Annotated in this window: 20 protein-coding genes and 1 pseudogene; 12 read left to right on the forward strand and 9 right to left on the reverse strand. The window is 62.0% G+C overall.

Features of this window, described 5'->3' with window-relative positions:
• The 3 genes from MOV63_RS25460 to MOV63_RS25470 form a co-directional block, all read left to right on the forward strand.
• Positions 1-1,178, forward strand: a 1,178-nt coding sequence (locus MOV63_RS25460; RefSeq protein WP_247038079.1) for an efflux RND transporter periplasmic adaptor subunit, incomplete at its 5' end; no start/stop codon positions are given.
• Entirely contained in the window at positions 1,175-4,294 is a 3,120-nt protein-coding gene (locus MOV63_RS25465) for an efflux RND transporter permease subunit (RefSeq protein ID WP_247038081.1), read from the forward strand. The genes MOV63_RS25460 and MOV63_RS25465, both read left to right, overlap by 4 nt.
• A complete protein-coding gene (locus tag MOV63_RS25470) occupies positions 4,291-7,392 on the forward strand; it encodes an efflux RND transporter permease subunit (protein WP_247038083.1) in 3,102 nt (1,033 codons plus the stop codon). Before MOV63_RS25465 ends, MOV63_RS25470 begins: the two co-directional genes overlap by 4 nt.
• A 33-nt stretch (positions 7,393-7,425) precedes the next feature.
• Here the strand turns inward: MOV63_RS25470 and MOV63_RS25475 are convergent, their stop codons facing one another.
• The 3 genes from MOV63_RS25475 to yghU all read right to left on the reverse strand — a co-directional run bounded on the left by MOV63_RS25475 (position 7,426) and on the right by yghU (position 9,858).
• Positions 7,426-7,671: a DUF982 domain-containing protein gene (locus MOV63_RS25475; protein WP_247038085.1), complete on the reverse strand. Its 246-nt coding sequence runs from the start codon at positions 7,669-7,671 to the stop codon at positions 7,426-7,428.
• 77 nt (positions 7,672-7,748) lie between these two features.
• Positions 7,749-8,906 (reverse strand): fumarylacetoacetate hydrolase family protein, encoded by a 1,158-nt coding sequence (locus MOV63_RS25480; RefSeq protein WP_247038087.1) that lies wholly within the window; start codon positions 8,904-8,906, stop codon positions 7,749-7,751.
• 82 nt (positions 8,907-8,988) lie between these two features.
• The gene (gene yghU / locus MOV63_RS25485; RefSeq protein ID WP_247038089.1) at positions 8,989-9,858 is read right to left on the reverse strand and encodes a glutathione-dependent disulfide-bond oxidoreductase; all 870 of its coding nucleotides are present in this window, start codon (positions 9,856-9,858) and stop codon (positions 8,989-8,991) included.
• A 286-nt stretch (positions 9,859-10,144) separates the two neighbouring features.
• Here yghU and MOV63_RS25490 point away from each other — a divergent pair, with 286 nt between their 5' ends.
• The 5 genes from MOV63_RS25490 to MOV63_RS25510 all read left to right on the forward strand — a co-directional run bounded on the left by MOV63_RS25490 (position 10,145) and on the right by MOV63_RS25510 (position 15,316).
• The gene (locus MOV63_RS25490; protein WP_247038091.1) at positions 10,145-11,671 is read left to right on the forward strand and encodes an ABC transporter substrate-binding protein; all 1,527 of its coding nucleotides are present in this window, start codon (positions 10,145-10,147) and stop codon (positions 11,669-11,671) included.
• 90 nt (positions 11,672-11,761) lie between these two features.
• Positions 11,762-12,703: an ABC transporter permease gene (locus tag MOV63_RS25495; RefSeq protein WP_038549714.1), complete on the forward strand. Its 942-nt coding sequence runs from the start codon at positions 11,762-11,764 to the stop codon at positions 12,701-12,703.
• Positions 12,703-13,575 (forward strand): ABC transporter permease, encoded by an 873-nt coding sequence (locus MOV63_RS25500; protein ID WP_038546079.1) that lies wholly within the window; start codon positions 12,703-12,705, stop codon positions 13,573-13,575. Before MOV63_RS25495 ends, MOV63_RS25500 begins: the two co-directional genes overlap by 1 nt.
• Entirely contained in the window at positions 13,576-14,784 is a 1,209-nt protein-coding gene (locus tag MOV63_RS25505; protein ID WP_247038093.1) for an amidohydrolase/deacetylase family metallohydrolase, read from the forward strand.
• Between the two features lie 19 nt (positions 14,785-14,803).
• A complete protein-coding gene (locus MOV63_RS25510) occupies positions 14,804-15,316 on the forward strand; it encodes a RidA family protein (protein ID WP_051899842.1) in 513 nt (170 codons plus the stop codon).
• A gap of 9 nt (positions 15,317-15,325) precedes the next feature.
• Here the strand turns inward: MOV63_RS25510 and MOV63_RS25515 are convergent, their stop codons facing one another.
• Positions 15,326-16,165, reverse strand: coding sequence for an IclR family transcriptional regulator (locus MOV63_RS25515; protein WP_405029383.1), 840 nt, complete (start codon positions 16,163-16,165; stop codon positions 15,326-15,328).
• 102 nt (positions 16,166-16,267) lie between these two features.
• Here MOV63_RS25515 and MOV63_RS25520 point away from each other — a divergent pair, with 102 nt between their 5' ends.
• Both MOV63_RS25520 and MOV63_RS25525 read left to right on the forward strand, forming a co-directional pair.
• Positions 16,268-17,464, forward strand: a complete 1,197-nt coding sequence (locus MOV63_RS25520; protein ID WP_247038097.1) for an aminotransferase class V-fold PLP-dependent enzyme — start codon at positions 16,268-16,270, stop codon at positions 17,462-17,464.
• Positions 17,465-17,616: 152 nt separating this feature from the next.
• Entirely contained in the window at positions 17,617-19,452 is a 1,836-nt protein-coding gene (locus MOV63_RS25525) for an ABC transporter ATP-binding protein (protein ID WP_247038099.1), read from the forward strand.
• 24 nt (positions 19,453-19,476) lie between these two features.
• Here the strand turns inward: MOV63_RS25525 and MOV63_RS25530 are convergent, their stop codons facing one another.
• The 3 genes from MOV63_RS25530 to MOV63_RS25540 form a co-directional block, all read right to left on the reverse strand.
• A complete protein-coding gene (locus tag MOV63_RS25530; protein WP_247038101.1) occupies positions 19,477-21,030 on the reverse strand; it encodes an acetolactate synthase large subunit in 1,554 nt (517 codons plus the stop codon).
• Between the two features lie 97 nt (positions 21,031-21,127).
• On the reverse strand, positions 21,128-22,435 hold the full coding sequence (gabT, locus tag MOV63_RS25535; protein ID WP_247038103.1) for a 4-aminobutyrate--2-oxoglutarate transaminase: 1,308 nt from the start codon (positions 22,433-22,435) through the stop codon (positions 21,128-21,130).
• 74 nt (positions 22,436-22,509) lie between these two features.
• Positions 22,510-23,094: a cupin domain-containing protein gene (locus MOV63_RS25540; RefSeq protein ID WP_247038105.1), complete on the reverse strand. Its 585-nt coding sequence runs from the start codon at positions 23,092-23,094 to the stop codon at positions 22,510-22,512.
• Positions 23,095-24,025: 931 nt separating this feature from the next.
• Between MOV63_RS25540 and MOV63_RS25545 the strand changes: the two genes are divergently transcribed.
• Positions 24,026-24,292, forward strand: a complete 267-nt coding sequence (locus tag MOV63_RS25545) for a DUF6894 family protein (RefSeq protein ID WP_247038107.1) — start codon at positions 24,026-24,028, stop codon at positions 24,290-24,292.
• 12 nt (positions 24,293-24,304) lie between these two features.
• Here the strand turns inward: MOV63_RS25545 and MOV63_RS25550 are convergent, their stop codons facing one another.
• Together MOV63_RS25550 and MOV63_RS25555 are read right to left on the reverse strand one after the other, a co-directional pair.
• Positions 24,305-24,838, reverse strand: a complete 534-nt coding sequence (locus tag MOV63_RS25550; protein WP_038546051.1) for a hypothetical protein — start codon at positions 24,836-24,838, stop codon at positions 24,305-24,307.
• Entirely contained in the window at positions 24,780-25,595 is an 816-nt protein-coding gene (locus tag MOV63_RS25555; RefSeq protein WP_247038110.1) for a response regulator transcription factor, read from the reverse strand. Before MOV63_RS25555 ends, MOV63_RS25550 begins: the two co-directional genes overlap by 59 nt.
• A 634-nt stretch (positions 25,596-26,229) precedes the next feature.
• Here MOV63_RS25555 and MOV63_RS25560 point away from each other — a divergent pair.
• Positions 26,230-26,899 (forward strand): annotated as a pseudogene (locus MOV63_RS25560) (hypothetical protein); the annotation flags it as partial.

The following is a 26,899-nucleotide window of genomic DNA, read 5'->3' on the forward strand; positions in this document are numbered from 1 at the left end:
GACCTGCCGGCGGGCGCCGGCGCCCTGGTCGTCAAACGGTCCAAAAGGAACCGGTTCCGGTGCTGGTGGCCGATGCCAAGGCGAGTGATGTGCCGGTGTTCATCGATGGCGTCGGCTCGGTCCGGCCGTTGAGCACGGTCACCATTCGCCCGCAGGTCAGCGGCAAGCTGGCTGAACTGCATTTCGACGAGGGGCAGGACGTCAGGAAGGGCGATGTCCTGGTGCGGATCGACGATGCGGTCTATCGCGCGCAGCTCGACCAGGCGATCGGCAAGAAGGCGCAGGACCAAGCGCTGCTGCAGAATGCCGAACTTGCTCTGGACCGGTCCCTGAAACTGGTTCAATCGAGCTCGGGCACGCAGCAGCAGGTCGATACGGCGCGCTCGCAGGTCGAGCAGTACCGGGCGGCCGTCCAGTCCGACGACGCGGCGATCGCCAGCGCCCAGGCCTCGCTCGACTATACGACGATCCGGGCGCCGATCGACGGCCGCACTGGCATCCGCAATGTCGATGTCGGCAATATCGTCAGTTCTTCCGATGCGGCGGGCATCGTCACGTTGTCGCAGATCAGGCCGATCTCGGTGGTGTTTTCGATTCCGCAGCAGCAGCTTGCCAAGGTCAACGCGGCGAGCGGCGGCGGGCAGCTTTCGGTCGAGGCGATTGCCGGCGACGGCAAGAGTGTGATCGACAACGGCGTGCTTGCGGCGGTGGACAACCAGGTGGACGCGACCACGGGAACGGTCAGGATCAAGGCCAGCTTCCCGAACGACAAGCTGGCGCTCTGGCCCGGCGCCTTCGTTAATGCCCGCCTTCTCGTCGAGACGTTGAAAGGTGTGATCGTCGTGCCGACGGCCGCCGTCCAGCGAGGACCCAACGGCACCTTCGTCTATCTCCTGAAGCCCGACCAGACGGTCGGCATGAAAATGGTCAAGCTGGGCCAGCAGGACGATGTGCAAACCGTCATTGCCGAGGGCGTGGCGGACGGCGACAAGGTGGTGACGACCGGCTTTTCACGCCTGAGGGACGGGGAACATGTGGAGGTTGCCGCCTCGCAGCCGCCGGCAGCAACGCCCGGCAATCCCAATGAGGAACGCAGACCAAACCGCCGACCTCAGAAGACAGGCGGGCCCGAAGCCGCGAGTGCTGCGCCGGTCGCATTACCCGAAGCAAAACAATGAACACGTCGACGCTGTTCATCAAACGCCCGATCGCGACTTCGCTGCTCGGCGTCGCCGTGCTGCTGGGCGGCATTCTCGGCTATATCAATCTTCCCGTCGCGCCACTGCCGCAGGTGGATTTTCCGACGATCCGGGTGACGACGCAGTTGCCGGGTGCCGATCCGGAGACGATGGCGGCGCTGGTGACCGCACCGCTTGAACGCCCTCTCGGCCAGATCCCGTCGCTGACCTCGATGACCTCGTCGAGCGCCTTCGGCATCAGTCAGGTGACGCTGCAATTCGCGCTGGGCCGGGATATCGACGGCGCCGCGCAGGACGTCCAGTCGGCCATCAATGCCGCCGGTTCGGGCCTGCCGCGCAACCTGCCCTATCCGCCGACCTATGCCAAGGTGAACCCGGCCGATACGCCGATCATCACGCTCGCCTTGCGTTCGACCAGCTACCCGATCCGAGACCTCAGCGATTTCGCCGATACGCTCCTAGCGCAGCGGCTTGCGCAGGTTTCCGGCGTCGGAAACGTCTCGATCCAGGGCGGGGTGCGGCCGGCGATCCGCGTCCAGGCCGATATTCCGCGCCTGGCCGCCTATGGTATCGGCCTCGAAGATCTCCGAACCGCGATCTCCAGCGCCAGCGTCGCCGGCGCCAAGGGTGCGCTTGACGGTGCGCATCAATCCTTCACGCTTGCCGCCAACGACCAGATCATCGATCCCGAGATCTACGGCAATGTCGTCGTCGCCTACCGGAACAATGCGCCGGTGCGGCTGAAGGATGTCGCCGATATCGTCCAGGGCCTGGAGAATACCCGCGTCGGCGCCTGGTATCAGGGCGAGCCGGCGGTCATCCTCGATGTCATGAGGCAGCCGGGCGCCAATGTCATCGATACGGTCGCCAGCATTCTGAGGCAGGTGCCGCGGCTCAGGGAAGTGCTGCCGGCGGGTATTTCGCTCGATATCGTCAATGACCGGACGGAAACGATCCGGGCCTCGATCCATGACGTGCAATGGACGCTCGGGGTCAGTATCGGCCTCGTCATTCTCGTCGTCTTGCTATTCCTGCGAACGCTGACCGCGACCATCATCGCGGCGGTCGCGCTGCCGTTGTCGCTGGTCGCGACTTTCGGGGTGATGTGGTTTGCCGGCTTCAGTCTCGACAACCTGTCGCTGATGGCCCTGACGATCGGTACCGGGTTTGTGGTCGACGATGCGATCGTGATGATCGAAAACATCGCCCGCCATATCGAGGAGGGCGAGGACCCGATGCAGGCGGCCCTGAAAGGGGCTGGAGAGATCGGCTTCACGATCATCTCGCTGACCGTCTCGCTGATCGCCGTGTTCATCCCGCTGCTGTTCATGTCCGGCATCGTCGGCCGGATGTTCCGTGAATTCGCCCTGACGCTGACGATCGCCGTCGTCGTCTCGGCGGTGATTTCGCTGACGCTGACGCCGATGATGTGCGCCCGCATCTTGCGCAAACCGGCGGAAGGACGCCGCGGCGTGCTTGCCGGTGCCGATCGTGTCATGGACCGCGTTATTGCAGGTTATCACCGAAGCCTGGTCTGGGTGGTCGACCGCAGCGCGCTGATGCTGATCCTGACCGTCGCAACGCTGGCGGCAACGCTTGCGCTTTATGTCTTCATTCCCAAGGGTTTTCTGCCGCCCCAGGATACGGGCCTGATCACGGCCGTCATCGAGACGGAGCCGACGACATCCTTCGACGCGATGAAACGGACCCAGGCCGTCGTCACCGACAGGCTGCGCCAGGATAAAGACGTGACCGGCATCGTCTCCGTGGTCGGCGCGAGTGCGAACAACCTGACGCTCAATACCGGCACACTGAGCCTCGTGCTCAAGCCGCGAAGCGAGCGGGCCTCTTCCGTGCCGGAGGTCATCGACCGGTTGAGGCGGGAGGTATCGCAATTGCCCGGCGTCCGCGTCACCTTCCAGGGGGTGCGGGATATCAGCATCAGCACCCGCGTCAGCCGCGCGCCCTATCAATACATTCTGACCGGTGCCACGGCGGCGAGCGTCTCAGATTGGGCGGACCGGCTGGCGACAAGGCTTGAGCAGCTTCCGGAACTGGTGGACGTCTCGTCCGAAGTCGAGATGGGGGGAGGGCGCCTGCTGCTCGATATCGATCGCGAGACGGCATCCCGTCTCGGCGTCTCGATGCAGGCGATCAGCGACACGCTCAACGACGCGTTCGGCCAGCGCCAGATCACCACGATCTATGCGCAGTCGAACCAGTACCGCGTCATTCTGGAAGCGGCGCCGCAATATCAGTCCGATCCGAAATCACTCGAACGGCTTTATGTGTCCGGAGCCTCGAATACGCAGATCCCGCTCGGGGCCTTCGCCAAGACGTCGTTTACGGCGGCGCCACTCGTCATCAGCCACAACGAACAGTTTCCGTCGGTGACGATCAGCTTCGATCTTGCTTCAGGCGCGTCGCTCAGCGAGGCCGTCAGCGCCATCAAGGCGGCGGAAGAGGAGATTGGCGTCCCGGCGTCGATCCAGCGGGACTATTTCGGCGATGCGGAGGAGTTTGCCAATTCGCTGGCCGGAGAGCCCTGGCTGATCCTCGCCGCGATCGTCACCATCTACATCGTTCTCGGGTTGCTGTATGAAAGTGCCATCCACCCGGTCACCATTCTCTCGACCCTGCCGTCCGCCGGCGTCGGCGCATTGCTGGCACTGATGCTGTTCGGACAGGATCTGTCGCTGATTGCCTTGATCGGCATCGTATTGCTGATGGGCATCGTCAAGAAGAACGCGATCATGATGATCGACTTCGCGCTCGAGGCGGAACGCGTCGAAGGCCTGTCTCCCCGAGAGGCGATCCTGAAAGCTTCGATCCTGCGTTTCCGCCCGATCATGATGACGACGCTTGCGGCGCTCTTCGGTGCGCTGCCGCTGGCGATGGCGGAAGGAACGGGCTCGGAACTGCGCATCCCGCTCGGCATCAGCATTATCGGCGGCCTGCTTCTGAGCCAGCTTCTGACGCTCTATACGACACCGGTCATCTACCTGGCATTCGAGACCCTGCGCAGCCGCATCGTCGGCCGGACGACGGGACAATCGCCTTTGCCGGCGGAAAGCGAGCTCGGAGGGTCACCATGAACCCCTCGGAGACCTTCATCCGCAGGCCGGTCGGCACGACGCTCCTGGCAATCGGGCTGATGATCCTCGGCATCGCCGCCTACCGCTTCCTACCGGTTTCCAATCTTCCCTCCGTCGATCTGCCGACCATTCGGGTGACGGCAAGCCGGCCGGGCGCCGATCCCTCCAGCATGGCGGCGAGCGTCGCTGCTCCATTGGAACGGCATCTGGGTGCGATTGCGGGTGTTACCGAACTGACCTCGTCCAGCGCGCTGGGTTCGACCAACATCACCATCCAGTTCGATATCGCGCGGACGATCGACGGGGCGGCGCAGGATGTGCAGGCGGCGCTCAATGCTGCCGCGGTCGATCTGCCCGCCGATCTCCCGTCGCTGCCGTCGTTCCGCAAGGTCAATCCCGCCGCGGCGCCGATCCTCAGCCTTGCGCTGACATCCGACAATGTCGCGCCGAGCGCGATCTACGATGCTGCCGATACCTTGGTCGTGCAGCGCATTTCGCAGGTGGAGGGGGTGGGGGACGTCAGCGTCAGCGGTGCCGACCAGCCGGCGATCCGGGTGAAGCTCGATCCCAGCCGGCTTGCGGCGATCGGCCTGTCGCTCGATGCGGTCCGCACGGCCATCGTCAGCGCCGCCACATTGGGTCCGATCGGCTCGATCAATGGCAGCGACCTCGCCTTTTCGATCGGCATGAACAACCAGTTGCGGACGCCGGAAGAATATGGCCGGATCGTCATCCGCAGCAATAACGGCGTCGCCACGCGCCTGTCCGACATCGCGATCGTCGAGCCGGGCGTGCGAAACCGGCGTTCGGACGCCTGGTACAACGGCAAGCCGGCAGTGCTGCTCAACATCACCAAGGGGACCGACGCCAACGTCATCAAGACGGTGGATGCGGTCAAGGCGCTGATCCCGGAACTCCAGGCGCTGATGCCGGCGGGCGTCGAGATCGCCATCCTTGCCGATCGCACCACGACCATTCATGCGAGCGTCGACGACATGCAGTGGACGCTGCTGATCACCGTCGTGCTTGTCATGATGGTGGTCTTCCTTTTCCTCCGCCGCACGACGCCGACGGTTGCGGCGGGCGTCACCGTGCCGCTGTCGCTTGCCGGCACGTTTGCGGCGATGTGGGCCTGCGGCCTTTCGCTCGACAACCTGTCGCTGATGGCGCTGGCGGTGTCGGTCGGTTTCGTGGTCGACGATGCGATCGTGATGATCGAGAATATCTATGCCAATCTCGAAGCCGGCATGAAGCCGATGCAGGCGGCGACGGAGGGGGCACGGCAGATCGGCTTCACGGTCATCTCGATCAGCGCCTCCTTGCTCGCCGCCTTCATACCGATGTTCTTCCTCGGCGGCATCATCGGCAAATTTTTCCAGAGCTTTTCGCTGACGCTCGGTTTTGCGATCGTCATTTCCACGGCGGTTTCGCTGACGCTGACGCCGATGATCTGCGCACACCGCCTGCGTGCGCATGAAAAGCGCGCTCATACGGGGGATAAGGAACGTAAGGGAATGCTGGGAGTGGTTATCGGCTTTTATGGCCGCACGCTCAAAGCCGTGCTCCACCACCAGGTCGCCGCAGTCGTCGTCATCCTCGCCTGTGTCGGTTTGACCGCCTATCTCTATGTGAAGATCCCGAAGGGTTTCATCCCGCAGGACGATACGGGGTTCATCCAGGGCGGCACGGAGGCCTCGACCGACATATCCTATCCGGCCATGGTCGCCCTGCAACGCCGCGCGGCCGAGATCGCGGGCCGGGACCCGGCGGTCTCAGGGATTGGTTCTTCGGCCGGCGGCGGCTTTTTCGGTTCGGTCAATCGGGGTCAGCTGACGATCGCGCTGAAGCCGCCCTCGGAGCGGGCGTCGACCGCGGAGGTGATCGAGCGGATACGAAAGGAACTGGCGACCATTCCGGGGCTCAGCTCCTATCTGTTTTCGCCGTCCGATATCCGCATCGGCGCGCGTTCGACACCGTCGCCGTTCCAGTTCACGCTCTGGGACGAGGACTTCAACGAGCTGACAACCTGGGCGCCCAAGGTTCTCGAAGCGCTGCGCAAGGAGCCGATCCTCACGGACGTCAATTCGGACCGCCAGCCGAACGGGCTGCAGGCGACTGTCAATATCAATCGAGACGAGGCCGCGCGCCTCGGGGTCAGCATCCAGTCGATCGACAATGCACTGAACAGCGCCTTTGCCCAGCGGCAGGTCTCGACGATCTATACGCAACGCAACCAATACCGGGTGGTGCTGGAAGCCGATCCGCGCTTTGCGCGCGATCCGTCCGATATCTCCGGGCTCTACGTGCCGGCGGCGGGCGGGAAGCTAGTGCCGATCTCAAGCGTCACCTCGATCGAGCGTACGCTCGCGCCGCTCGTCGTCAATCATCAGGGCCAGTTTCCCTCGGTGACGATGTCCTACAACGTCAAGCTGGGGGGCACGCTACAGGATGCCAATGATGCGGTGCTGCATGCGGTCGGCGAATTGCACATTCCGGACACGCTGCATGCCGAATTTGCCGGGGATGCCGGGGCAGGCAGCTCGTCGAACAACCAGCCGCTGTTGATAGCTGCCGCCATCCTGACGGTCTATATCGTGCTCGGTATTCTCTACGAGAGCCTCGCGCATCCGCTGACGATCATATCGACGCTGCCGTCAGCAGGGCTTGGAGCGCTGCTTGCCCTGATGATCAGCGGCACGGAGCTGACGATCATCGCCTTCATCGGCATCGTTCTGCTGATCGGCATCGTCAAGAAGAACGGCATCATGCTGGTCGATTTCGCGCTACAGGCTGAGCGTCGACTGGGACTTCCCCCCGACGAGGCGATCTTCCAGGCGTGCCTGCAGCGTTTCCGGCCGATCCTGATGACGACGCTTGCGGCGATCATGGGCGCCGTCCCGTTGATCATCGCCACCGGGCCGGGTTCGGAGCTGAGGCGTCCGCTCGGCATCACCATCGTCGGCGGGTTGATCATCTCGCAGATCCTGACCCTCTACACGACGCCGATCATCTACCTGATCCTGGCAAAGCTGCATAACCGGCGATCGAACCGCCGGGCACTTGTTTCCGGCGAGAGAGCGGCCGATCCGGTTCGGTAGTCGGGAACTGCGAAGTCCTGACCCGCAGCAAGCCTAGGCTCGGACCAGGATATGCGCTTCCTTCGCGGCCTCGACAAAGGCCTTTCGAGCGTCTTCCGGCTTGCTCTTTCCGGCATCCACCGCGGCGCAGACGGCGAGAGCCCGGTCGAGGGCCGTGCCGTCCTCCACCGGCCAGTCCTCGATCATCGCCCAGGCAGCACTCTGCGTCGTCTCGATCGCGGTCTCGGCCGGCGGTTCGCCGATCGATATGACGACCGGCTTGTTCCAAGGCGTGTTCATTCTCTTAAGCGTCCCGTTTGGTCTGTGCCGGTCTCATAGGCCGACTTGACGGCCGTGGCGAGACGAGGCCGCTCCGTTTAGAGCAATCCTCGCGCGGCGAGATTCTTCATCAGCGCCGAGATGCCGAAGCTCCACGGTGGGCATTCGGTGGAGAGGCGCACCGTGTTGCGCAGCGTGCCGAGGGCCGGGGACGAGATATCGACGATGTCGCCGATCTTGTGGGTAAAACCCTGATTCGGAACATCGCGATCCTCGGTCGGCGCAAACAACGTGCCGAGGAACAGCATGAAGCCGTCGGGATATTGATGGTGATCACCGCAGGTGTGTTTGACGAGTTCGAGCGGGTCGCGGCTGATCTGCGACATGGAACTCTTTCCCTTGAGGACATAACCCTCCGGCCCGGTGACCCGCAGGTCCAGTTCGGCATTGCGGACATCGTCCAGTCCATAACTTTCATCGAGGAGGCGGATGAAAGGTCCGATCGAGCAGGAGGCGTTGTTGTCTTTCGCCTTGCCGAGCAGAAGCGCCGAGCGCCCTTCGACATCGCGCAGGTTGACGTCGTTGCCGAGCGCCGCGCCCTTGATCTGGCCGCGGCTGTTGACCGCGAGCACGATTTCCGGCTCCGGATTGTTCCAGGTCGAGACCGGGTGCAGGCCGACATCCGCTCCCCATCCCATCGAGGAAAGCACCGGTGCCTTCGTAAAGACCTCCGCATCCGGCCCGATCCCGACTTCGAGATATTGCGACCACATGCCTTCCCGGATCAGGGCTTCCTTGACCTTCGCGGATTGCGGGGAGCCGGCCTTCAGGTCCTTGAGGCTGCCGCCGATGATCGTGCTGACCGTCTCGCGGATCGCTGCCGCCTTGTCGGGGTTGCCGGCCGCTTTTTCCTCGATGACCCGTTCGATCATCGACTGCGCGAAGGTGACGCCGCAGGCCTTGATCGCCTGCAGGTCGGCGGGTGCCAGAAGATGGGGACGCGACAGGTCGGGCCGGCCCGTGCTGTTTCCGGCAATGTCTTCCAAGGTGCCGAGGACAGGGCCGGTCGCGTTGCGGACGAAATCCGCGGTATCGCCGTGCTCTAGGAGCGCGCTGACGGTCGGCGTCTCCTTGCTGGTGATGTCGACCAGGGCACCGTCACGCAGCGTGACGAGGCTAGGGCCTGAAGCAGCGGGATTCCAGACCCGGCCGAGGAAAAGGCCGTTCGTGGAAGTGTCGATAAGATTGTCGGTCATGTTAAAAATATGCCTCCCAGACGATGTGGCCCGAATGGGCCACATCCATCTCGTTTTGTCCATCTGGCTCGAAGGGCTGTTTTCAGCTCGCGGCCAGTTTGTCCTGGGTTTTGGTCTCGAAGTCGCTGGCGTCATGGCGCTCGTGAAGCTGGCCGGACAGGTCGCCGCTGAGGCGATTGACCATTCGACCGCGCTTGACGGCGGGGCGATCCAGAATAGCGTCGGCCCAACGCTGGACGTGGGTGTAGTCCTGGACCGAAAGGAATTCGCCGGCACCATACTGCCAGCCCTTCACGAGGCCGCCGTACCAGGGCCAGATCGCCATGTCGGCGATCGTGTAGGCGCTGCCTGCGATATATTCGCTTTCGGCAAGCCGCCGGTCGAGCACATCGAGCTGGCGCTTGGTTTCCATCGCGAAGCGGTCGATCGCGTATTCGATCTTGGTCGGGGCGTAGGCATAGAAGTGCCCGAAGCCGCCGCCGAGATAGGGCGCGCTGCCCATCTGCCAGAACAGCCAGGACAGGCATTCGGCGCGCTTGGCAGGCTCGGTCGGCAGGAAGGCGCCGAATTTCTCCGCGAGATAGACGAGGATGGCGCCCGATTCGAAGACCCTGATCGGCTGAGGCCCGGACCGGTCCATCAGCGCCGGGATCTTGGAATTGGGATTGACCTCGACAAAGCCGGAGCCGAACTGGTCTCCGTCGCCGATCTTGATCAGCCAGGCGTCGTATTCGGCGCCGGAATGCCCGAGTGCCAGCAATTCTTCCAGCATGATCGTGATCTTCTGGCCGTTCGGCGTCGCCAGCGAATAGAGCTGGAGGGGGTGACGTCCGACCGGCAATTCTTTTTCATGGGTCGGGCCGGCGATCGGGCGATTGATGCTCGCGAACTGGCCTCCATTGGATTTGTCCCAGGTCCATACTTTCGGCGGAGTGTAATTGGAATCGGTCACTTCTGGCTCCTAGCATTTGTAGAGGACGCGAAGGCTATCTGCTTTCGCCGTCGAAGACACGTTCGTCCAGCCCCCACGTAACAGAGAGCGCGAAATTTTGTGGGGGGCTGTCAGCGACTTCACGTAACATTGAGGGCTGCTGCAGGCGGTATCCATCATTTCAACCCGGCAGTTTGCATAGGACCAGCGCATGTTCCCGCGCGCCCATTGACAGGCTGGCTGCGTTCTATATTCTGTTATAAAAGCTTATATAACATAATTGTGGAACAAAAAACGGGAGACTACCATGAGATTAAAGCTTGCATTCCTGGTTGCAACCGCGCTCGTCGCCACGCCGTCATTTCTGATGGCGCAGGAGAAGGGCGGCGTCGTCAACGTCGCCACCATCGGCGAGCCGCCGACACTCGACCCGATGACGTCGACGGCCGACCTCGTGGGTATCGTCACCCAGCACATTTTCGAGACGCTCTACACATTCAACAAGAAGTGGGATGTTACGCCGCTTCTGGCGGAAAGCCTTCCGGAGGTCAGCGCCGACGGCAAGACCTATACGATCAAGCTGCGCACCGGCATCAAGTTCCACGACGGCAGCGACATGACCTCGGAAGACGTGGTCGCCTCGCTGACCCGCTGGACCAAGCTCGCCTCTCGGGGCAAGCAGGCCGTCGGCTTCATCGACACCATTTCCGCCGCCGACCCGACGACCGTGACGATCAAGCTGAAGCAGCCGTATGCGCCGCTTGTCTCGTTGCTCGCCTTCAACAACTCCGCCGCGATCATCATCCCGTCGGAGAAGCAGGCCGATACGATGACCGATTTCGTCGGCACCGGGCCTTATATGCTGAAGGAGCGTAAGGCCGACCAGTATATCCAGCTCGTCCGTTTCAAGGATTACAAGCCGCGTTCGGGCGAGAGCGACGGTTACGGCGGCGCCCGCCACCAGTATCTCGACGAGATCCGCTTTGTGCCGGTTCCGGACCCGAACACGCGCGTAGAGGCCGCCATTTCCGGCCAGTACGACTATATCGACTCGCTGCCAGTCGAATCCTTCGACAAGGTGAAGGCCTCGAAGGCCACTCAGCCGCTACTCCTGAAGCCGTTCGGCTACCCGGTCTTCGTCTTCAATACCGCCGAAGGTGCTGCCAAGAACCTTGCCGTCCGCAAGGCGATCCGCCAGGCGCTCAGCATGGAAGACATGCTTGCCGCCGCCTTCGGCAGCAAGGATTTCTACGCCCTCGACGGCAACATCTACCCGGCCTCCTTCACCTGGAGCACGGATGCCGGCGTGAAGGGCAATTACAACGTCGCCGATCCGGAAGGTGCCGCCAAGGCCGCGAAGGCCGCAGGTTATGACGGCAAGCCGATCCGTATCCTGACCAGCCGCCAATACGAGTTCCACTACAAGATGGCGCAGGTTGCTGCCGAATATCTGAAGCTTGCCGGCTTTACTGTCGACATGCAGGTGGTCGACTGGGCGACGCTCACCCAGCGCCGCACCGACAAGGCACTCTGGGACATCTACATCACCCACAGCCCCTTCCTGCCGGAGCCGGCATTGATCGGTTCGCTGGCCCCGACTTCGCCAGGCTGGTGGGATACGCCTGCCAGAAAGGCGGCCGTGGATGCTTTCTCGGCAGAGTCGGATCCGAAGAAGCGTGTCGAGCTCTGGGCCAATGTCCAGAAGGCCCTGTATGACGAAGCGCCTTTCATGAAGATCGGTGATTTCAACGCGGTCTCTGCGATCTCGACCAAGCTTCAGGGCGTCGATCCGGCTCCGTGGCCCTATTTCTGGAACGCCTCGATCAAGAAGTAACAACCCTCCCGAGGGACGCGGATGCCGGTCTACGGATCGGCATCCGCTTTCAATGATGTCCGCACTATCCGGACACAGGAACATCTTCGAATGATACGCTACATTCTCCAACGTCTTGCCGGCATGATCGTGGTGATGTTCCTCGTCGTCACGATCGTCTTCGTGATCGTTCGCGTGACGCCCGGCGATCCGGCCGCGGTCATGCTCGGCCCGGATGCCACGGCCCAGGACGTCGCCCAGCTGCGCACGCGTCTCGGCCTCGATCAGTCGATCGCGGTTCAATACGTCTTCTATATCGGCCAGCTGCTGAAGGGCGACCTCGGGCAGTCGATCTTCCTCAACATGCCGGTGACATCAGCGCTGCTCGACCGCGCCGAACCGACTTTCTTCCTGACGATTTTCTCGCTGGCGATTGCGAGCCTCATCGCGCTGCCGATCGGCATCTATGCCGCCTATCGGCGTGGATCCTTCGTCGACCAGGCTGCGATGATGGTGGCGATGCTGGCTGCCAGTATTCCGAGCTTCTGGCTCGGGCTCATCCTGATGCAGTTCTTCGCGGTGCGGCTCAACATCTTCCCCGTTTCCGGTTACGGCGGACCGGGCGCGAGCTTCGGCGAGCGCATGTATCACCTGACATTGCCGGCCTTCGCGCTCGGCCTCGTTTCCTCGGCGCTGATCCTGCGGTTCACCCGCGCCTCCATGCTCGATGTGCTCGGTGACGATTACATCCGCACTGCCCGTGCAAAAGGGCTGATCGAGCGGCGGGTGGTGCTGAAACATGCGCTGAAGAACGCGCTGATCCCGATCCTCACCGTGCTCGGCCTCACCGCCGCGGTGCTGATTTCCGGCGCCGTGGTCACCGAAACCGTGTTCGGCCTGCCGGGCGTCGGCAATCTGGTCGTCTCGGCGGTGCTGCGGCGTGATTATCCCGTCATCCAGGGCGCGCTGCTCGTCATCGCCGCCCTCTATGTCCTGATCAATTTCGCGATCGACATGCTCTATCTGCTGGTCGATCCAAGGGTGCGCTACTGATGGCGGAAATTGTCACCACCAAGCCGGCCTCGAGCGAAGGGGCCAAGTTCTTCCGCCGGTTCCTGAAACGCAAGACGGTCGCGCTCGGGCTGGTCGTCATCATTATCTTCGTCCTGCTGGCGGTCCTGGCGCCGTGGATAGCGCCCTATTCGCCGTCGAAACTGTCGATCGTCAACCGGTTGAAGCCGCCGAGCGAGATCTACTGGTTCGGCACCGACGAGTTCGGCCGCGATATCTTTTCGCGCACCATTTTTGCGGGGCGCCTGTCGCTGCTTGTCGGGGCGGCCGTCGTCACTCTTTCGGCGATCATCGGCGTGACGCTCGGTCTGCTTGCCGGATTCTTCCAGAGGCTCGATACGCCGATCGCCCGGCTGATCGATGCGATGATGGCCTTTCCCGATATTCTGCTTGCCATCGCGCTGGTCGCAGCGCTCGGGCCATCGCTGGTAACGGTGATCATTGCGCTGTCGATCGTTTATTCGCCGCGGCTTGCCCGTATCGTCCGGGCCTCGACGCTGGTGATCCGCGAACTGCCTTACGTGGAGGCGGCGAAGGCGCTCGGCATCTCGACCTTCCACATCATGACGCGGCACGTGCTGCGCAACCTGATATCGCCGATCCTGGTGCAGGGCACGTTCCTGTTTGCCAGCGCCATGCTTGCCGAAGCCGGGCTTTCCTTCCTCGGCCTCGGCGTCAGCCCCGAAATTCCCACCTGGGGAACGATGATTGCCAGCGGGCGCCAATATATCGGCCAGGCCGACTGGATGACCTATTTTCCGGGCTTTGCCATCATTCTTTCCGTTCTGTCGCTGCAGATGGTCGGCGACGGATTGCGGGACATGCTCGATCCAAGACTTCGAAAGGACCTTTAAATGACCGGTGAAACAGCGGGCCAGCCGCTCCTCCTCACCAACGTGAAGCCGATGGCTTTCGGCGGCAATGCGGCCTCCGGCACGATCGACATCCTCGTCGGTTCCGACGGGCGGATTTCCGCCGTCGGCCCGTCGCTTGCAGCACCCGCGGACGCAATCCGGGTCGACGGCAATGGCGCCTTCATCTCGCCCGGCTGGATCGACCTGCATGTGCATATCTGGCATGGCGGCACCGATATCTCGCTCCGTCCGTCGGAATGCGGCGCCGAGCGCGGCGTCACCACGCTGGTCGACGCCGGTTCTGCGGGCGAGGCCAATTTCCACGGTTTTCGCGAGTACATCATCGAGCCGTCCAAGGAGCGCATCAAGGCGTTCCTGAACCTCGGCTCGATCGGCCTGGTTGCCTGCAACCGTGTTGCCGAATTGCGTGATATCCGCGATATCGACCTCGACCGCATCCTCGAATGTTATGCGGAAAACAAGGAGCATATCGTCGGCATCAAGGTGCGGGCGAGCCATGTGATCACCGGTTCCTGGGGCGTCACACCGGTTAAGCTCGGCAAGAAGATCGCCAAGATTCTCAAGGTGCCGATGATGGTGCATGTCGGCGAGCCGCCGGCGCTCTACGACGAGGTGCTGGAAATCCTTGGCCCCGGCGACGTCGTCACCCATTGCTTCAACGGCAAGGCCGGTTCGAGCATCATGGAAGACGAGGACCTCTACAATCTCGCCGAACGCTGCGCCGGCGAAGGGATCCGCCTCGACATCGGCCATGGCGGCGCCTCCTTCTCCTTCAAGGTGGCGGAGGCGGCGATCGCTCGCGGCTTGCTGCCATATTCGATCTCGACCGACCTGCACGGCCATTCGATGAATTTCCCGGTCTGGGACCTGGCGACCACCATGTCGAAGCTGCTGTCGGTTGGCATGCCGTTCGACAAGGTTGTCGAAGCGGTCACCCATCACCCGGCCTCGGTCATCAAGCTTGCCATGGAAAACCGGCTGTCGGTTGGCGAGCGCGCCGATTTCACGATCTTCGATCTCGTCGACGCCGATCTCGAAGCGACCGATTCCAACGGCGACGTCTCGCGCCTGCAGAAACTGTTCGAGCCGCGTTACGCGGTCATCGGCTCCGAGGCCATCACCGCCAGCCGCTACATCCCGCGGGCCCGCAAGCTCGTCCGCCACAGCCACGGTTACTCGTGGCGTTGAGGCGCATCCTTGAAATCGCATGACAGGAGTTGACGTGAATACGTCTTCAGCAAAGGCCGCTCCCACGGCACAGACACCCTACGATCGGCTGATCGAGCTCGGCATCAAGCTGCCGCCGCCACCGCCGCCGATCGCCAATTTTGTCACGCATGTCCGTGAAGGCAATATGCTCTACCTCTCCGGCCAGGGGCCACGCGAGGCGGATGGCCATCTGCATGCCGGCAAGGTAGGCGCCGATGTCAGCGTTGATCTCGCCTATCAGCATGCGCGGCTGGTCGGCATCAACCTGCTTGCCGTCATGCACGAGGCGCTAGGCGACCTTTCGCGGGTGAAGCGGGTGGTGAAACTGCTCGGCATGGTCAATGCCGTACCGGATTTCGAAGATCATCCGAGCGTCATCAATGGCTGCTCGGACCTTTTTATCTCGGTGTTCGGGGATGCGGGACAGCATGCCCGTTCTGCCGTCGGTTTCGGCTCGTTACCGGGCAACATCACCGTGGAAATCGAGGCAATCGTCTCGCTGAACGACTAGGAGACAAGGTCAGTGGTTGCGCCAACCCATCAGCTTCTCGATCCGCTGGGCGGAAGCGCGGACGTGTTCCGTATAGTGGTTCCCGTCGGACACCACCTTCTGTTCAGGCAGCACGATGGAGATGGTGGCGACGCACTCACCGCTCCGGTCGCAGACCGGCGAGGCGATGCAGGCAACCGCATAATCGGACTCCGCTACCTGGATCGACAGCCGCTCCTCAAACGCCTTGCCGGCCGAGTCGGACAGCGTGCGGGCGTCGATCTCGGCGCGGCCGGTCGGCGAGGTGCGGGCGCAGCGCTTGAAAAGCTCGATCCGCTCGGCCTCGGGCAGGTGCCCGACGAGAAGTCGGCCGGATGCCGTCCAGTTGAGCGGCACGCGGGTGCCGACGCGCGAAGCGACCTGGTAATGGCTCGGGCCATCCGCCATGGCGAGCACCAGCATGTAATCACCGTCGCGGCCGCAGACCTGCACGGTTTCGCCGGCCTGCCGGCAGAGGTCGTGCATTTCGTGGGTCGCGACGCTCATGAAATCCAGCGACCGGGCATAAGCGAGGCCGTAGTGATAGAGGCGGGCGCCGAGCCAGATCGAACCGTCGGCATTGCGGGCAAGCATGTTCTTCTCGACCAGATCGTCAATGATCACATAGACGGTCGACAGCGGCGCCTTGACCGCCTTGGCGATCGCATAGGCGCCGGTCGGCGCACCCGTTTCGTAGAGATAATCGATCACCTGCAGTGCGCGGTCGATGCCGCTCACGCGCGAGCGGCGCGCGCCCTTGGCTTCCGTCTCCGTTTCGGAAACGGCCTCAACGGAGAGGTCTGCGGATGAAGTCTTTGCGTCCAACTCGATGTTCCCCTTGGGGCTCCTCGTGTGATTTCGAGAGTCTATTACATTATTATGGCATAACTGTCGATGGCAATTCGCGGTTGGCCGTCACTTTGGAGAACGACAATGTCCGATGATATCCGCACCCAGATCGGTCTTCGCCCGGTCATCAATGTTTCCGGCACGATGACGAGCCTCGGTGCTTCGATCGTGGTTCCGGAGGCGATCGCGGCGATGGCGGCGATCCTGCCGCAATTCGTCGAGATCAACGACCTGCAGCGCAAGGCAAGCGCGATCATCTCCCGGTTGACCGGCGGTGAGGCGGGCTTCGTCACGGCCTCCTGCTCCTCGGGTATCAGCCTCGCGGTCGCTGGCGCGATTACCGGCAATAACCTGCTGGCAATCGAGAAACTGCCGGACACGGTGCCGGACAGGAATGAGGTGCTCGTGCAGATGGGCCATGTGGTGAGCTATGGCGCACCGGTGGACCAGGCGATCCGGCTCGCCGGCGGCAAGGTCGTGCTGATTGGCCAGGCGACCTCGACGCACCGTTATCACATGGAACATGCGATCACCGAAAAGACGGCTGCGGCCGTCTATGTCGTCTCGCATCACGTCGTCGACTACGGCCTGCTCAACCTTGTCGAATTCGTCGAAATCGCCCATGTGAAGGGTGTGCCGGTCATCGTCGACGCGGCTTCCGAATATGACCTCAAGCTCTTCCTTTCTCAGGGTGCGGATATCGTCCTTTATTCCGGCCACAAGTTCCTCGGTGGGCCGACTTCGGGCATCGTTGCCGGCAAAAAGGAGCTGGTGCGCAGCGCCTTCCTGCAGAACATGGGCATCGGCCGGGGCATGAAGGTCGGCAAGGAAAGCGTGTTCGGCGTCATGGCGGCGCTGGAAGCCTGGGAAAAGCGTGACCATGCGGGTATCCGAGAGCGCGAAACCGGCTACCTGAACCTCTGGAAACGGACGCTCGACGGCCGCCCCGGCGTCACCGCGCTTATCGAGCCGGATCCGACCAACAACCCGCTCGACCGCATGCGGGTGATCATCTCCGCGCCGGAAGCTCATATCACGGCCTGGGATCTGGCCGCAGCACTCGGCCGTGGCAATCCACCGATCATCGTCCGAGACCATGAGGTGGAGCATCATTACTTCTATCTCGACCCGTGCAACCTGCACCCCGGCCAGGAAACCATCGTCGCGGCCCGCCTGACGGAAGAACTCGACAAGGCGCGCGCCTCCAACGAGATCATCGCGACCCCGATCGAAGAACGCAGCCGCCACCGTTTCGACGGTGCTCTCCGTTGGCCGGACTGAGGTACAGCACGGCAGACTAACCCTCCCCCTTGTGGGGAGGGTGGCCGGCAGGCGGGAGGGGTTTTCACTCGGAGTGAAGTCCCCTCCCCAACCCCTCCCCACAAGGGGGAGGGGCTCCACGCACCGCCGACGACAATAAGAAGGGAACGATCATGGCCATTTCGCAAGCACAAGCCGTCCAGTCCACTCAGCCGGTCCTCTCCGTCGAGAACCTGACGACCTCGTTCAACGTGGACGGGGAGTGGAAGTCGGTCGTGCGTGACGTTTCCTTCACCGTCGCTCCCGGCGAAACCGTGGCGATCGTCGGCGAAAGCGGGTCCGGCAAAAGCGTCACCTCGCTCTCGATCATGCGGCTTTTGCAGGAAGGCACGAGCCGCATCGAGGGCAGGATCATGCTCGGCGGGCGCGATCTACTGGCGCTTCCCGAACAGGAGATGCGCAAGGTCCGCGGCAACGACGTCGCGATGATCTTTCAGGAGCCGATGACGAGCCTCAATCCGCTCTTCACGATCGGCGATCAGATTTCCGAGGCGCTGCTCTGCCACAAGGCGATGTCGGCGGCCGATGCGAAGGCCGAAACCATCCGGTTGCTCGAAAAGGTGCGAATCCCGTCGGCCGCGTCGCGTTTCGACGAATATCCGCACCGTTTCTCAGGCGGCATGCGCCAGCGCGTGATGATCGCCATGGCCTTGGCTTCCAAGCCGAAACTCCTGATCGCCGACGAGCCTACGACGGCGCTCGACGTGACCATCCAGGGTCAGATCCTCGATCTCATCAAGATGCTGCAGGATGAGGAGGGGACGTCGGTCCTGTTCATCACCCATGACATGGGCGTCGTCGCTGAAGTCGCCGACCGGACGATCGTGATGTATCGCGGCGAGCAGGTGGAGACTGGCGACACGCCGGACATTTTTCATCGCGGCAAACACCCCTATACGCGGGCGCTGCTCGCCGCCGTGCCGGTGCTCGGATCGATGCAGAAATACGAGCGGCCGCTACGCTTTCCGGTCGTCAACACGGCGACCGGGGAATCCGACGTCCAGGTCGAGGTCGCCGATACGGTTGCGGCCAACGATCGGCCGGTTCTGGAGGTGAAGAACCTCACCAAGCGTTTCGATATCCATTCCGGCTTGTTTGGTCGGGTGAGCGGCCGCGTGCATGCGGTCGAGAACGTCTCCTTCGATCTGCAGGCCGGTGAGACGTTGTCGCTGGTCGGCGAAAGCGGCTGCGGCAAATCTACGACGGGACGCGCCATCATGCGGTTGATCGAGCCGGATGCCGGTTCGGTCGTTGTCGAGGGCCGGGACGTGCTGGCGCTCGACAGACGGGAAATGCGCGAGATGCGCAAATCCGTGCAGATGATCTTCCAGGATCCGTTCGCCTCGCTCAACCCGCGCATGACGATCGGCCAGGCGATCGCCGAGCCCTATCTCGAACACAGGATGGGAACGGCGAAACAGGCGAAGGAAGTCGTCGCAGACATGCTGCGCAAGGTCGGGCTGACGCCCGACATGGTGAACCGTTATCCGCACGAATTCTCCGGCGGCCAGCGCCAGCGCATCTGCATCGCCCGGGCGCTTGCGCTCGAACCGAAGGTGATCGTTGCGGACGAAAGCGTCTCGGCACTCGACGTGTCGATCAAGGCGCAGGTCATCAACCTGATGCTCGACCTGCAACAGAGCCTGAACCTCGCCTTCCTGTTCATCAGCCACGACATGGCTGTGGTTGAGCGGGTCAGCCACCGGGTGGCCGTCATGTATCTCGGCGAGATCGTCGAGATCGGTCCGCGTGCCTCCGTGTTCGGCAATCCGCAGCATGAATATACGAAGAAACTGATGGCCGCCGTGCCGGTACCGGATCCCGATCGCCGCCGCGAAAAGCGGGCGGTTGCCAGCGACGAGCTCAAGAGCCCAATCCGCTCCGTCGACCATATAGTCAATCCGCTCGACTATAGGACCGTTTCACCGGGCCATCTGGTCGCGGTATAACGGCTGCGGGCAATTCTGCGGCAATCAGTCGATGACGGCCTCGATCAGGAACGGTCCCTTGCGGCTGAGCGCGCCGTCGAACAGCTTGACGAATTCCTCGATCGTCGTCGCGCGGCCGGCTTCGACGCCGAGGCCCTTGGCTAGCGAGCACCAGTCGAGCTTCGGGGCGTCGAGATCGAGCATCCGCTGGGCATTGCGGCCATAGGCGTTGACGCCGACATTGGTCATTTCGCCCTGAAGAATGCGGTAGGCGCTGTTGGCGAAGACGATGGTGACGACATCGAGCTGTTCGCGGGCCTGGGTCCAGAGGCCCTGCACGGTGTACATGCCGCTGCCGTCGGCCTGCATCGCCACCACCTTGCGATCCGGTGCGCCGATCGCAGCGCCTGCAGCCAGCGGAATGCCGATGCCGATGGCGCCGCCGGTGATCGGAAGGTGATCGTGGGGCGGGAGCCCGGGCGCCAGGACCGGATATTGGCCGACGGAGGTCAGGCCTTCATCGATGATGATGGCGTTTTCCGGAAGTCGGCGGCCGATGGCGAAGCTGATCGCATCGGGCGTCAGCGCGCCGGTCGGCACCTGGATATCATCCCGCGTCAACCGGTTGCTTACGAAATCCGCATCCGGCTTGATGCCAAGGGCATCGGCGAGCGTCGCCAGCACGTCGGCGAGATCGTGTTCGTGTTCGGCGAGTTGGATGATCTCGCAGGAGGGCGGCAGGGTCGTGCTGGGTTTCCCGGGATAGGCAAAGAAGGTGACCGGGCGTGGTCCGCCGATGCAGATGGCGACCTCGAAATCCTTGAGCGCTTCGACCGCGAGATCGATCTTGTAGGGCACCGGTCTGACGAATGCGCGCCCGGCGCCGCGGGCGCTACGGCCCGAGGACGTTGAAAAAAGTATCGCGCCGGTGGCGGCAGCGATCCGGCCGGCAGTCTCGACCGGCTTTTCCCGCATTGCCTGTCCGGCCAGCATGATCACGACACGCTTGCCGCTGCGCAACGCGGCGACGGAGGCTTTCAGGGCTTCGGGGTCGATCGCCGGCGGGGCAGGGATTGCGGCAGGCGTGAGCGTTTCCGGCGAGACCTCACCCCAGGCGGCGTCCGCCGGCAGGATCATGGTCGAGACGCCCCGGTTTGCCAAGGCGGCGGCATAACTCTCTTCGGTGCAGCGGCGGATATCGGCTGGGCCGCTGGCGCGTCCGACCCAATGGGACATCGGCCGGGCCAGGCTTTCGATATCGCTGGTCAGCGGCGCGTCATATTGAAGGTGATAGGAAGCGTGGTCGCCGACGACGTTCAGCATCGGCGTGCGGGCGCGGCGGGCATTGTGGAGGTTGGCCAGACCATTGGCGAGGCCTGGACCGAGGTGAAGGAGGGTGGCCGCCGGCTTGTCCGCCATGCGGGCGTAACCATCGGCGGCACCCGTCACGACGCCTTCCGACAAGCCGAGGATGCAGCGCATCGCGGGCTTGCGGTCGAGAGCGGCGACGAAATGCATCTCCGATGTGCCGGGATTGGCAAAGCAGACATCGACGCCGTTCACCAGAAGGACGTCACACAGCATATCGGCGCCGTTCATGCGCTTTTCCTTATCTTTGCAGCGTTCCCAAAGGCCACTGCGACCAAGAGAAACCGCAGGCCGGATCGGTCCTGCGGTCAGCGGCGATGAGTGAGGCTCAGGCGGCTGCCGAAGCGGTGGCGTCGGAGAACGCTGCTTCGATCGAAGCTTCGAGAATGGCGAGCCCTTCCTCCAGAACCTCCCACTCGACGGTGAGCGGCGGCAGCAAACGGATCACATTGAAGCGTGTCCCGCAAGACAGGAGGATCAGACCGCGGGCCTCCGCTTCCGCGACGATGCGGTTGGTGAGGGCAGGCGCCGCCGTTTTCGATTGGCGGTCCTCGACCAACTCGAACGCTACCATGGCGCCGAGGCCGCGCACGTCGCCGATGTGTCCCATACCCTGGCGGGCGGCGATTGCCGTCAGTCGCTCGGTGATCCGGCGGCCGACTTCGGCGGCGCGTTCGCAGAGCTTCTCATCGTCGATGACGTCGAGCACGGCATTGGCGGCGGCGGCGCTCAAGGGATTGCCGGCATAGGTACCGCCAAGCCCGCCCGGATGGGCTGCATTCATGATCTCGGCCTTGCCGGTGACGGCCGAAAGCGGAAAGCCGCCGGCGAGGCCCTTCGCCATGGTGATCATGTCCGGCTTTACCCCGGCATGTTCGAAGCCGAACATCCTGCCGGTGCGTGCCATGCCTGCCTGGATTTCGTCGGCGATCAGCACGATGCCGTATTTATCCGCGACTTCACGAAGGTGTACGAGGAATTCCTTCGGCGCGACGTTGAAGCCGCCTTCGCCCTGGACCGGTTCGACGATGAAGGCCGCAATCCGTTCCGGGTCGACATCGGCTGCGAAGAGCCGTTCGAGGCCGGCGCTCGCCTCCTCGGTCGAGAAGCCGAGATAGGGGTTGGGGAAGGGCGCATGGTAGATGTCGGCCGGGAACGGACCGAAATTCTTCTTGTAGGGCATGACCTTGCCGGTCAACGCCATGCCGAGCATCGTGCGGCCGTGGAAGGCACCCGAAAAGGCGATGACGCCGGCGCGGCCGGTATGGGCGCGGGCGATCTTCACTGCGTTTTCCACCGCCTCGGCGCCGGTCGTCACCAGCATGGTGCGGTTTTCGGCACCGGTCGGCGCCATCGCGTTCAGCCGCTCGGCGAGCCGCACGTAACCTTCGTAAGGCGCGACGTGGAAGCAGGTATGGGTGAAATGTTCAGCCTGTTCGGCGACGGCGCGCATCACGGCCGGATGGCGGTGGCCGGTATTGTTGACCGCGATGCCGGCGGCGAAATCGACGAAGCGCCTGCCGTCTACATCCCAGAGTTCGGCGTTCAAGGCTTTGTGGGCGAAGATACCCCTTGTGCCGACACCGCCGGCGACGGCGGCTTTCTGGCGGGACTGCAGATCTGCTGAGACGGTCATGGCGATATCCCCTAAAGTCGATGACCTAAGCTATAATCTTGCTCATTATATTGAGCAAGAGGGGAATCGCGAAATCAGAGATAGGGCGGCGAGCAGGCCGAAATAACGATCGTCTGCCGGTCGGAGGGGTTGCGGAATCGGTGCGGAATACGGCTGTCGAAGAGGTAAGCCTCGCCGGCCTTGAGGATGCGGACGTCGTCGCCGACCGTCACTTCCAGCTCGCCCTCGACCACATAGCCGCCTTCCGAGGAACCGTGCTGCAGCCGTGTTTCGCCAGTGTCCGCATGGGGGCCGTAAATCTCGTGGAGGATCTGCAGGTTATGCGCCCGCGCATCGCCGATCTGGCGAAAGATCAGCGTGCCGTCACCGCCTACAATCGGCGATGTGGCAACCCTGGAAGTCAGGTCGACCAGTTCATGTGCCGAGAAGAACGGGCCTTTCGGCGGGCTGCGCTCCGGCTCGAAAAAATCGCCCATGCCGACGCCGAGACCGTTCAGGATCTTGCGGAGCGTGGAAACGGAGGGGCTGACCTTGTTGGTTTCGACATTGGATATCTGTGCGTGCGGAACGCCGGCCCGCTCGGCGAGCTGGCGCTGCGAAAGCCCGGCCGCCCCGCGCATGGCGTTGAGGCGCGCACCGATATCGAACTTTTCATCCATTGGCTTGGTCCCGACTGTTCGGGTCGGTTATGCCGTGGATCTGGATCGCGATCAACTGGATGATATTTTGAGCGGATGATGGCCGCAAGCTTTGACGCGATCAACGTAGGGTCGCCCCAGCCGATAGGCCTAAGGATATAGCTCATTTGGCGCAACTGCCTGCGACTCACGCGCGTGTTATCCTCCGACCCTGCGGATCACAGAGGATTTCGCCGATGTTCAGGTGCAGAGACTGCAAGGACACGGGCTGGGTTTGCGAAGCTCATCCCGCCAAGCCGTATACCGGTACCCGATGCTGCGGCTGCGGTGCGGTTGAAATGCCATGTCCCCGCTGTTTCGCGACCCATGGCCTGGACAAATATCCAGAGGTTGGGCGGGTCTTCCCGAAGCAATTCGGCTTCGAGCTCAGGTCATCGGTTCAAGGTTCTGACGATCGCCTCTAGCGGAGCGGTACCGTGTCGAGATATCTGCACCAGTTCGGGTTCGGAGCGCTCTGATGTGGTGCAAGTGTAAATCTACGCACCCAGCAGAGTCTCCTTGAGGAAAGCTGCGGCATCTTCAGGAAATCGACCTTTTTAGAATGACGGCCTTTTCGTTGCCGCATTGAACCATGATTGGGCGAGCATCCGTATGCATTTGGCAGGGTGTTGGCTAACGGAGAAGCGCCCATCGCCGCCGTGTGATCCCCATCAAAACTGAGGGGAATGCGCAGGGGGGAACGCTATTTTTTTCCCGGTTTCCAAGGTGGGACGCCAATTCCAGGTTGACCGGCGCGATGGGTAATTTATATATCTGCTAATGTTCTGATTGAGCCTAAACGCAGATCGGGAGATGGGGGGTAAGCGCTTGGAGGTTGGAGCGCCCGCTTCCGTGACGGTTGGATTCGCAATTGAAGCGGCCGCCAGGCTAACCCCGGGGGAGTTTGGGTTCCATGGTGAAATATTTCCTGAATGTCGATCTGAAGGACGGTTTCATTCCGGATACGGAAGGACTTGATTTCCTCAACCTCGAGAGAGCCACAGCTGAAGTCATCTCCGGAATGAGAGACATCATCGTCGAGCATATTCAGCAGGGGGAGACCCTGGCGTTGCGGGCCATATCGATCACTGACGACGCCGGGCATCTCATGTCGACCGTTACGCTGGCTGACGCCGTCAACGGTTTCCTGCCCGGCATAAAGGTCTCAGGCCTTGGGTAAGGCTTTGCCGACTTAGGTAGGAAAGCCGTAGCGTTCGGTGATCCCCCAGAACATCCGGTTGATCGCGACGAGCGAGTTGATGCTCTCCTGAATACGGCCGATTTCCCGGGCGTCCAGTTCCTCGATCTTTCCGTATTTGATCTCGTCCCGGCTTTCGAAGATGCGCATCGATTGCGTGACGTTGCGGCCGCTGTCGGGATCGAATGAATAGATGCAGTGATTGTATTTGTTGCGAAGCTTTGCTTCCTCGGAAAGGCGGCGGGTGGCCTCCAGAATCTCTCTGCGGCAGACCGGCGCGGTCTTGCGCATCTTGGTCAGCCTGTCCACGAGGTCGATACGTGCGCGCGTCGTATTCAAGGTCAGGAAGATGACGATCGCCGTTTCCTTGTCCACCTTGGCGAGGCCGGCAATCATGTGGATCAACAGGCTTTCTGTGTTGGTCCACGTATAGTTCAGCTGCCCAATCAGGAGCAGGATGTCCTGCAGCCTAGTACTTGTCGCCCGAGAGGGAGCGGCCGTCCTGGCCGCGGTTCGTGTCGCCTGCATTGCCGGTTACATCCTTGCGTCTATATTCAAAATAGAGAGCGACGACTTCCGTTCTGTTATGCACACCGAGCTTGGTAATGATGTTGTGAATATGAATCTTTACTGTGTGTTCTGATAGGCTCAGGGCGGCGGCGATGATCTTGTTCTGGTTGCCCATGGCCATTCTGGCGAGAATTTCGTTCTCACGCTTCGTGAGCTTTTCGATCGCCTGTTTGCCGGCATTGTATGGGGCCGGCTTGGTGTCAGCCGGATCCTCGCTTGTTTCCGGAGGCGGGCTTCGCTGAGCGCGGTAACCTGTCGACGGGAAATATGTACCGCCCTTCAACACGATCCGCAGGCCTGACAGGAAGACATCGAGATTGACGTTGAACGGCAGTATCCCCTGAACGATTTCAAGCTCTTTTGCTCTTTGATGATCGGAGGCTATTTCGCCGTCATCGGTACCGATCAGCGCGAGCGTTGCAGCGGGATGATAGCGGGCCAGTTCCGGCCAGTATTCGGCGAGCGCAGAGGCTAGGCGGACATCCGCCAGCATGAGCTGAACAGGATTGTCGAATTCCGCCGAGGCCAGCTTGAGATCGGGAACCGTCTTGACGTTGAGCCACGGAAATTCGCTTTCGATGGCCGCCGTCATTGCGGTGGAGATTGTTCCCGGCGAGCAGATGAAGAGGAGTGTCCGGATTGCATTCATTCTCTTCAAGGCGTTTGTTGCCAGATCCAAGCCGACATGTTGTGAAACACCATGCGGAATTTGCATGGATAGACCTCCCTCCCGTCGTTGATCGAAAGTACACGCAAAGTGGTGCTCCGAAGATCTTATTAGGGAACGGTAAACCAAGACCGGAAGGGTGGGAATAGACCGAACGATTTACCGAATAGATCGAATCGGTGATGGGATTTGGCATTACAGGTCGTTTTTCCGCGAACGAACCATGATCAGACAGCGTTTCCTCCGGTGAGACGCGAGTTGCTGCATACATAAGGCTGCATTTATCACCGATGTGCCTACCTCTTCTTGGTTAGACCATTTCACCCATAGAACTATGCTCACATAGTATTCATCAGGTTGCGCTAGCTCGAAATATTACCTTATTTCTTCTGAGCAATCGGGACAAAGTGCCTCATCCCGAAGCAGCTGAAGAACGAGCGCTGAAGAACGTTCGTCGATGCGCGCTGTCACGAGCATACGGCCATGCCGCCGCTCGTTCCAGGTCTCTCGGGAAACTAGGGGAGAGCTAAAAAAATCAGACATCACGAGAGAAAGACCGGCGAACGGTCGCGTTGACGCGCGCCCTTTCGCCAGAGGCCAATGACTCACTTCAACAGCGACGAGCAAAGACCCCAAGAAGATGAATGGTGGTCACGCCGTCGCAGTCAAAGAGGATACTGTGATGGTAGACAAACGCCACGCGTTCAACACTGTTGTCGACGATCCGACGGACAGCCAGGAACAGCAGCAGCAACAGCAACAGCAGGAACAACAACAGCAGCAACAGTCCAGCGACCAGAGCCAGACGAGCGAGTCGACGAACGACAACGACAACTGGAATGGCAACGGCAATCTGAACCTGAACGGTAACGGCAACCTGAACCTCAACGGCAATCTCAACGAGAACGTCAACGAGACTACCGTGGGCGTCGCTGTCGATGTCGGTGTCGACCTTGAAGGTTACACGCCGACGGACGACGACTTTGCCGATGTCGACATGCAGCACAGTTCCATCGACGGGATGTTCAACATCCGTATCGATGACGTGCTCAACAACGCCTTGACCGGTGAAGGCAATGATGTCGGCAACGTCTTCAGCCAGGTCGCCAACATCCAGGACAATGACAAGCTCGAAAGCGCCACCGTCAGCAACGATGGGTCGTTCGAACTGAATGGCACTGCCGAGGGCGGCATTGCGCTTGCCTCCGACGGTATCAATGCCGGCGGCGGCGGCGGCAATGGCGGAAGCCATGCAGATGCCGATGGCGGTGATGGCGGCAATGGCGGTACCGCGCTTGGCGGCTTCGCGGTTGGCGGTGACGGCCTTGGCGGTTTGGCCGCAAGCGTCGCAG

Origin of the sequence: Neorhizobium sp. SHOUNA12A (genome assembly GCF_023006505.1) — a bacterium.
Taxonomy (GTDB): Bacteria; Pseudomonadota; Alphaproteobacteria; order Rhizobiales; family Rhizobiaceae; genus Neorhizobium.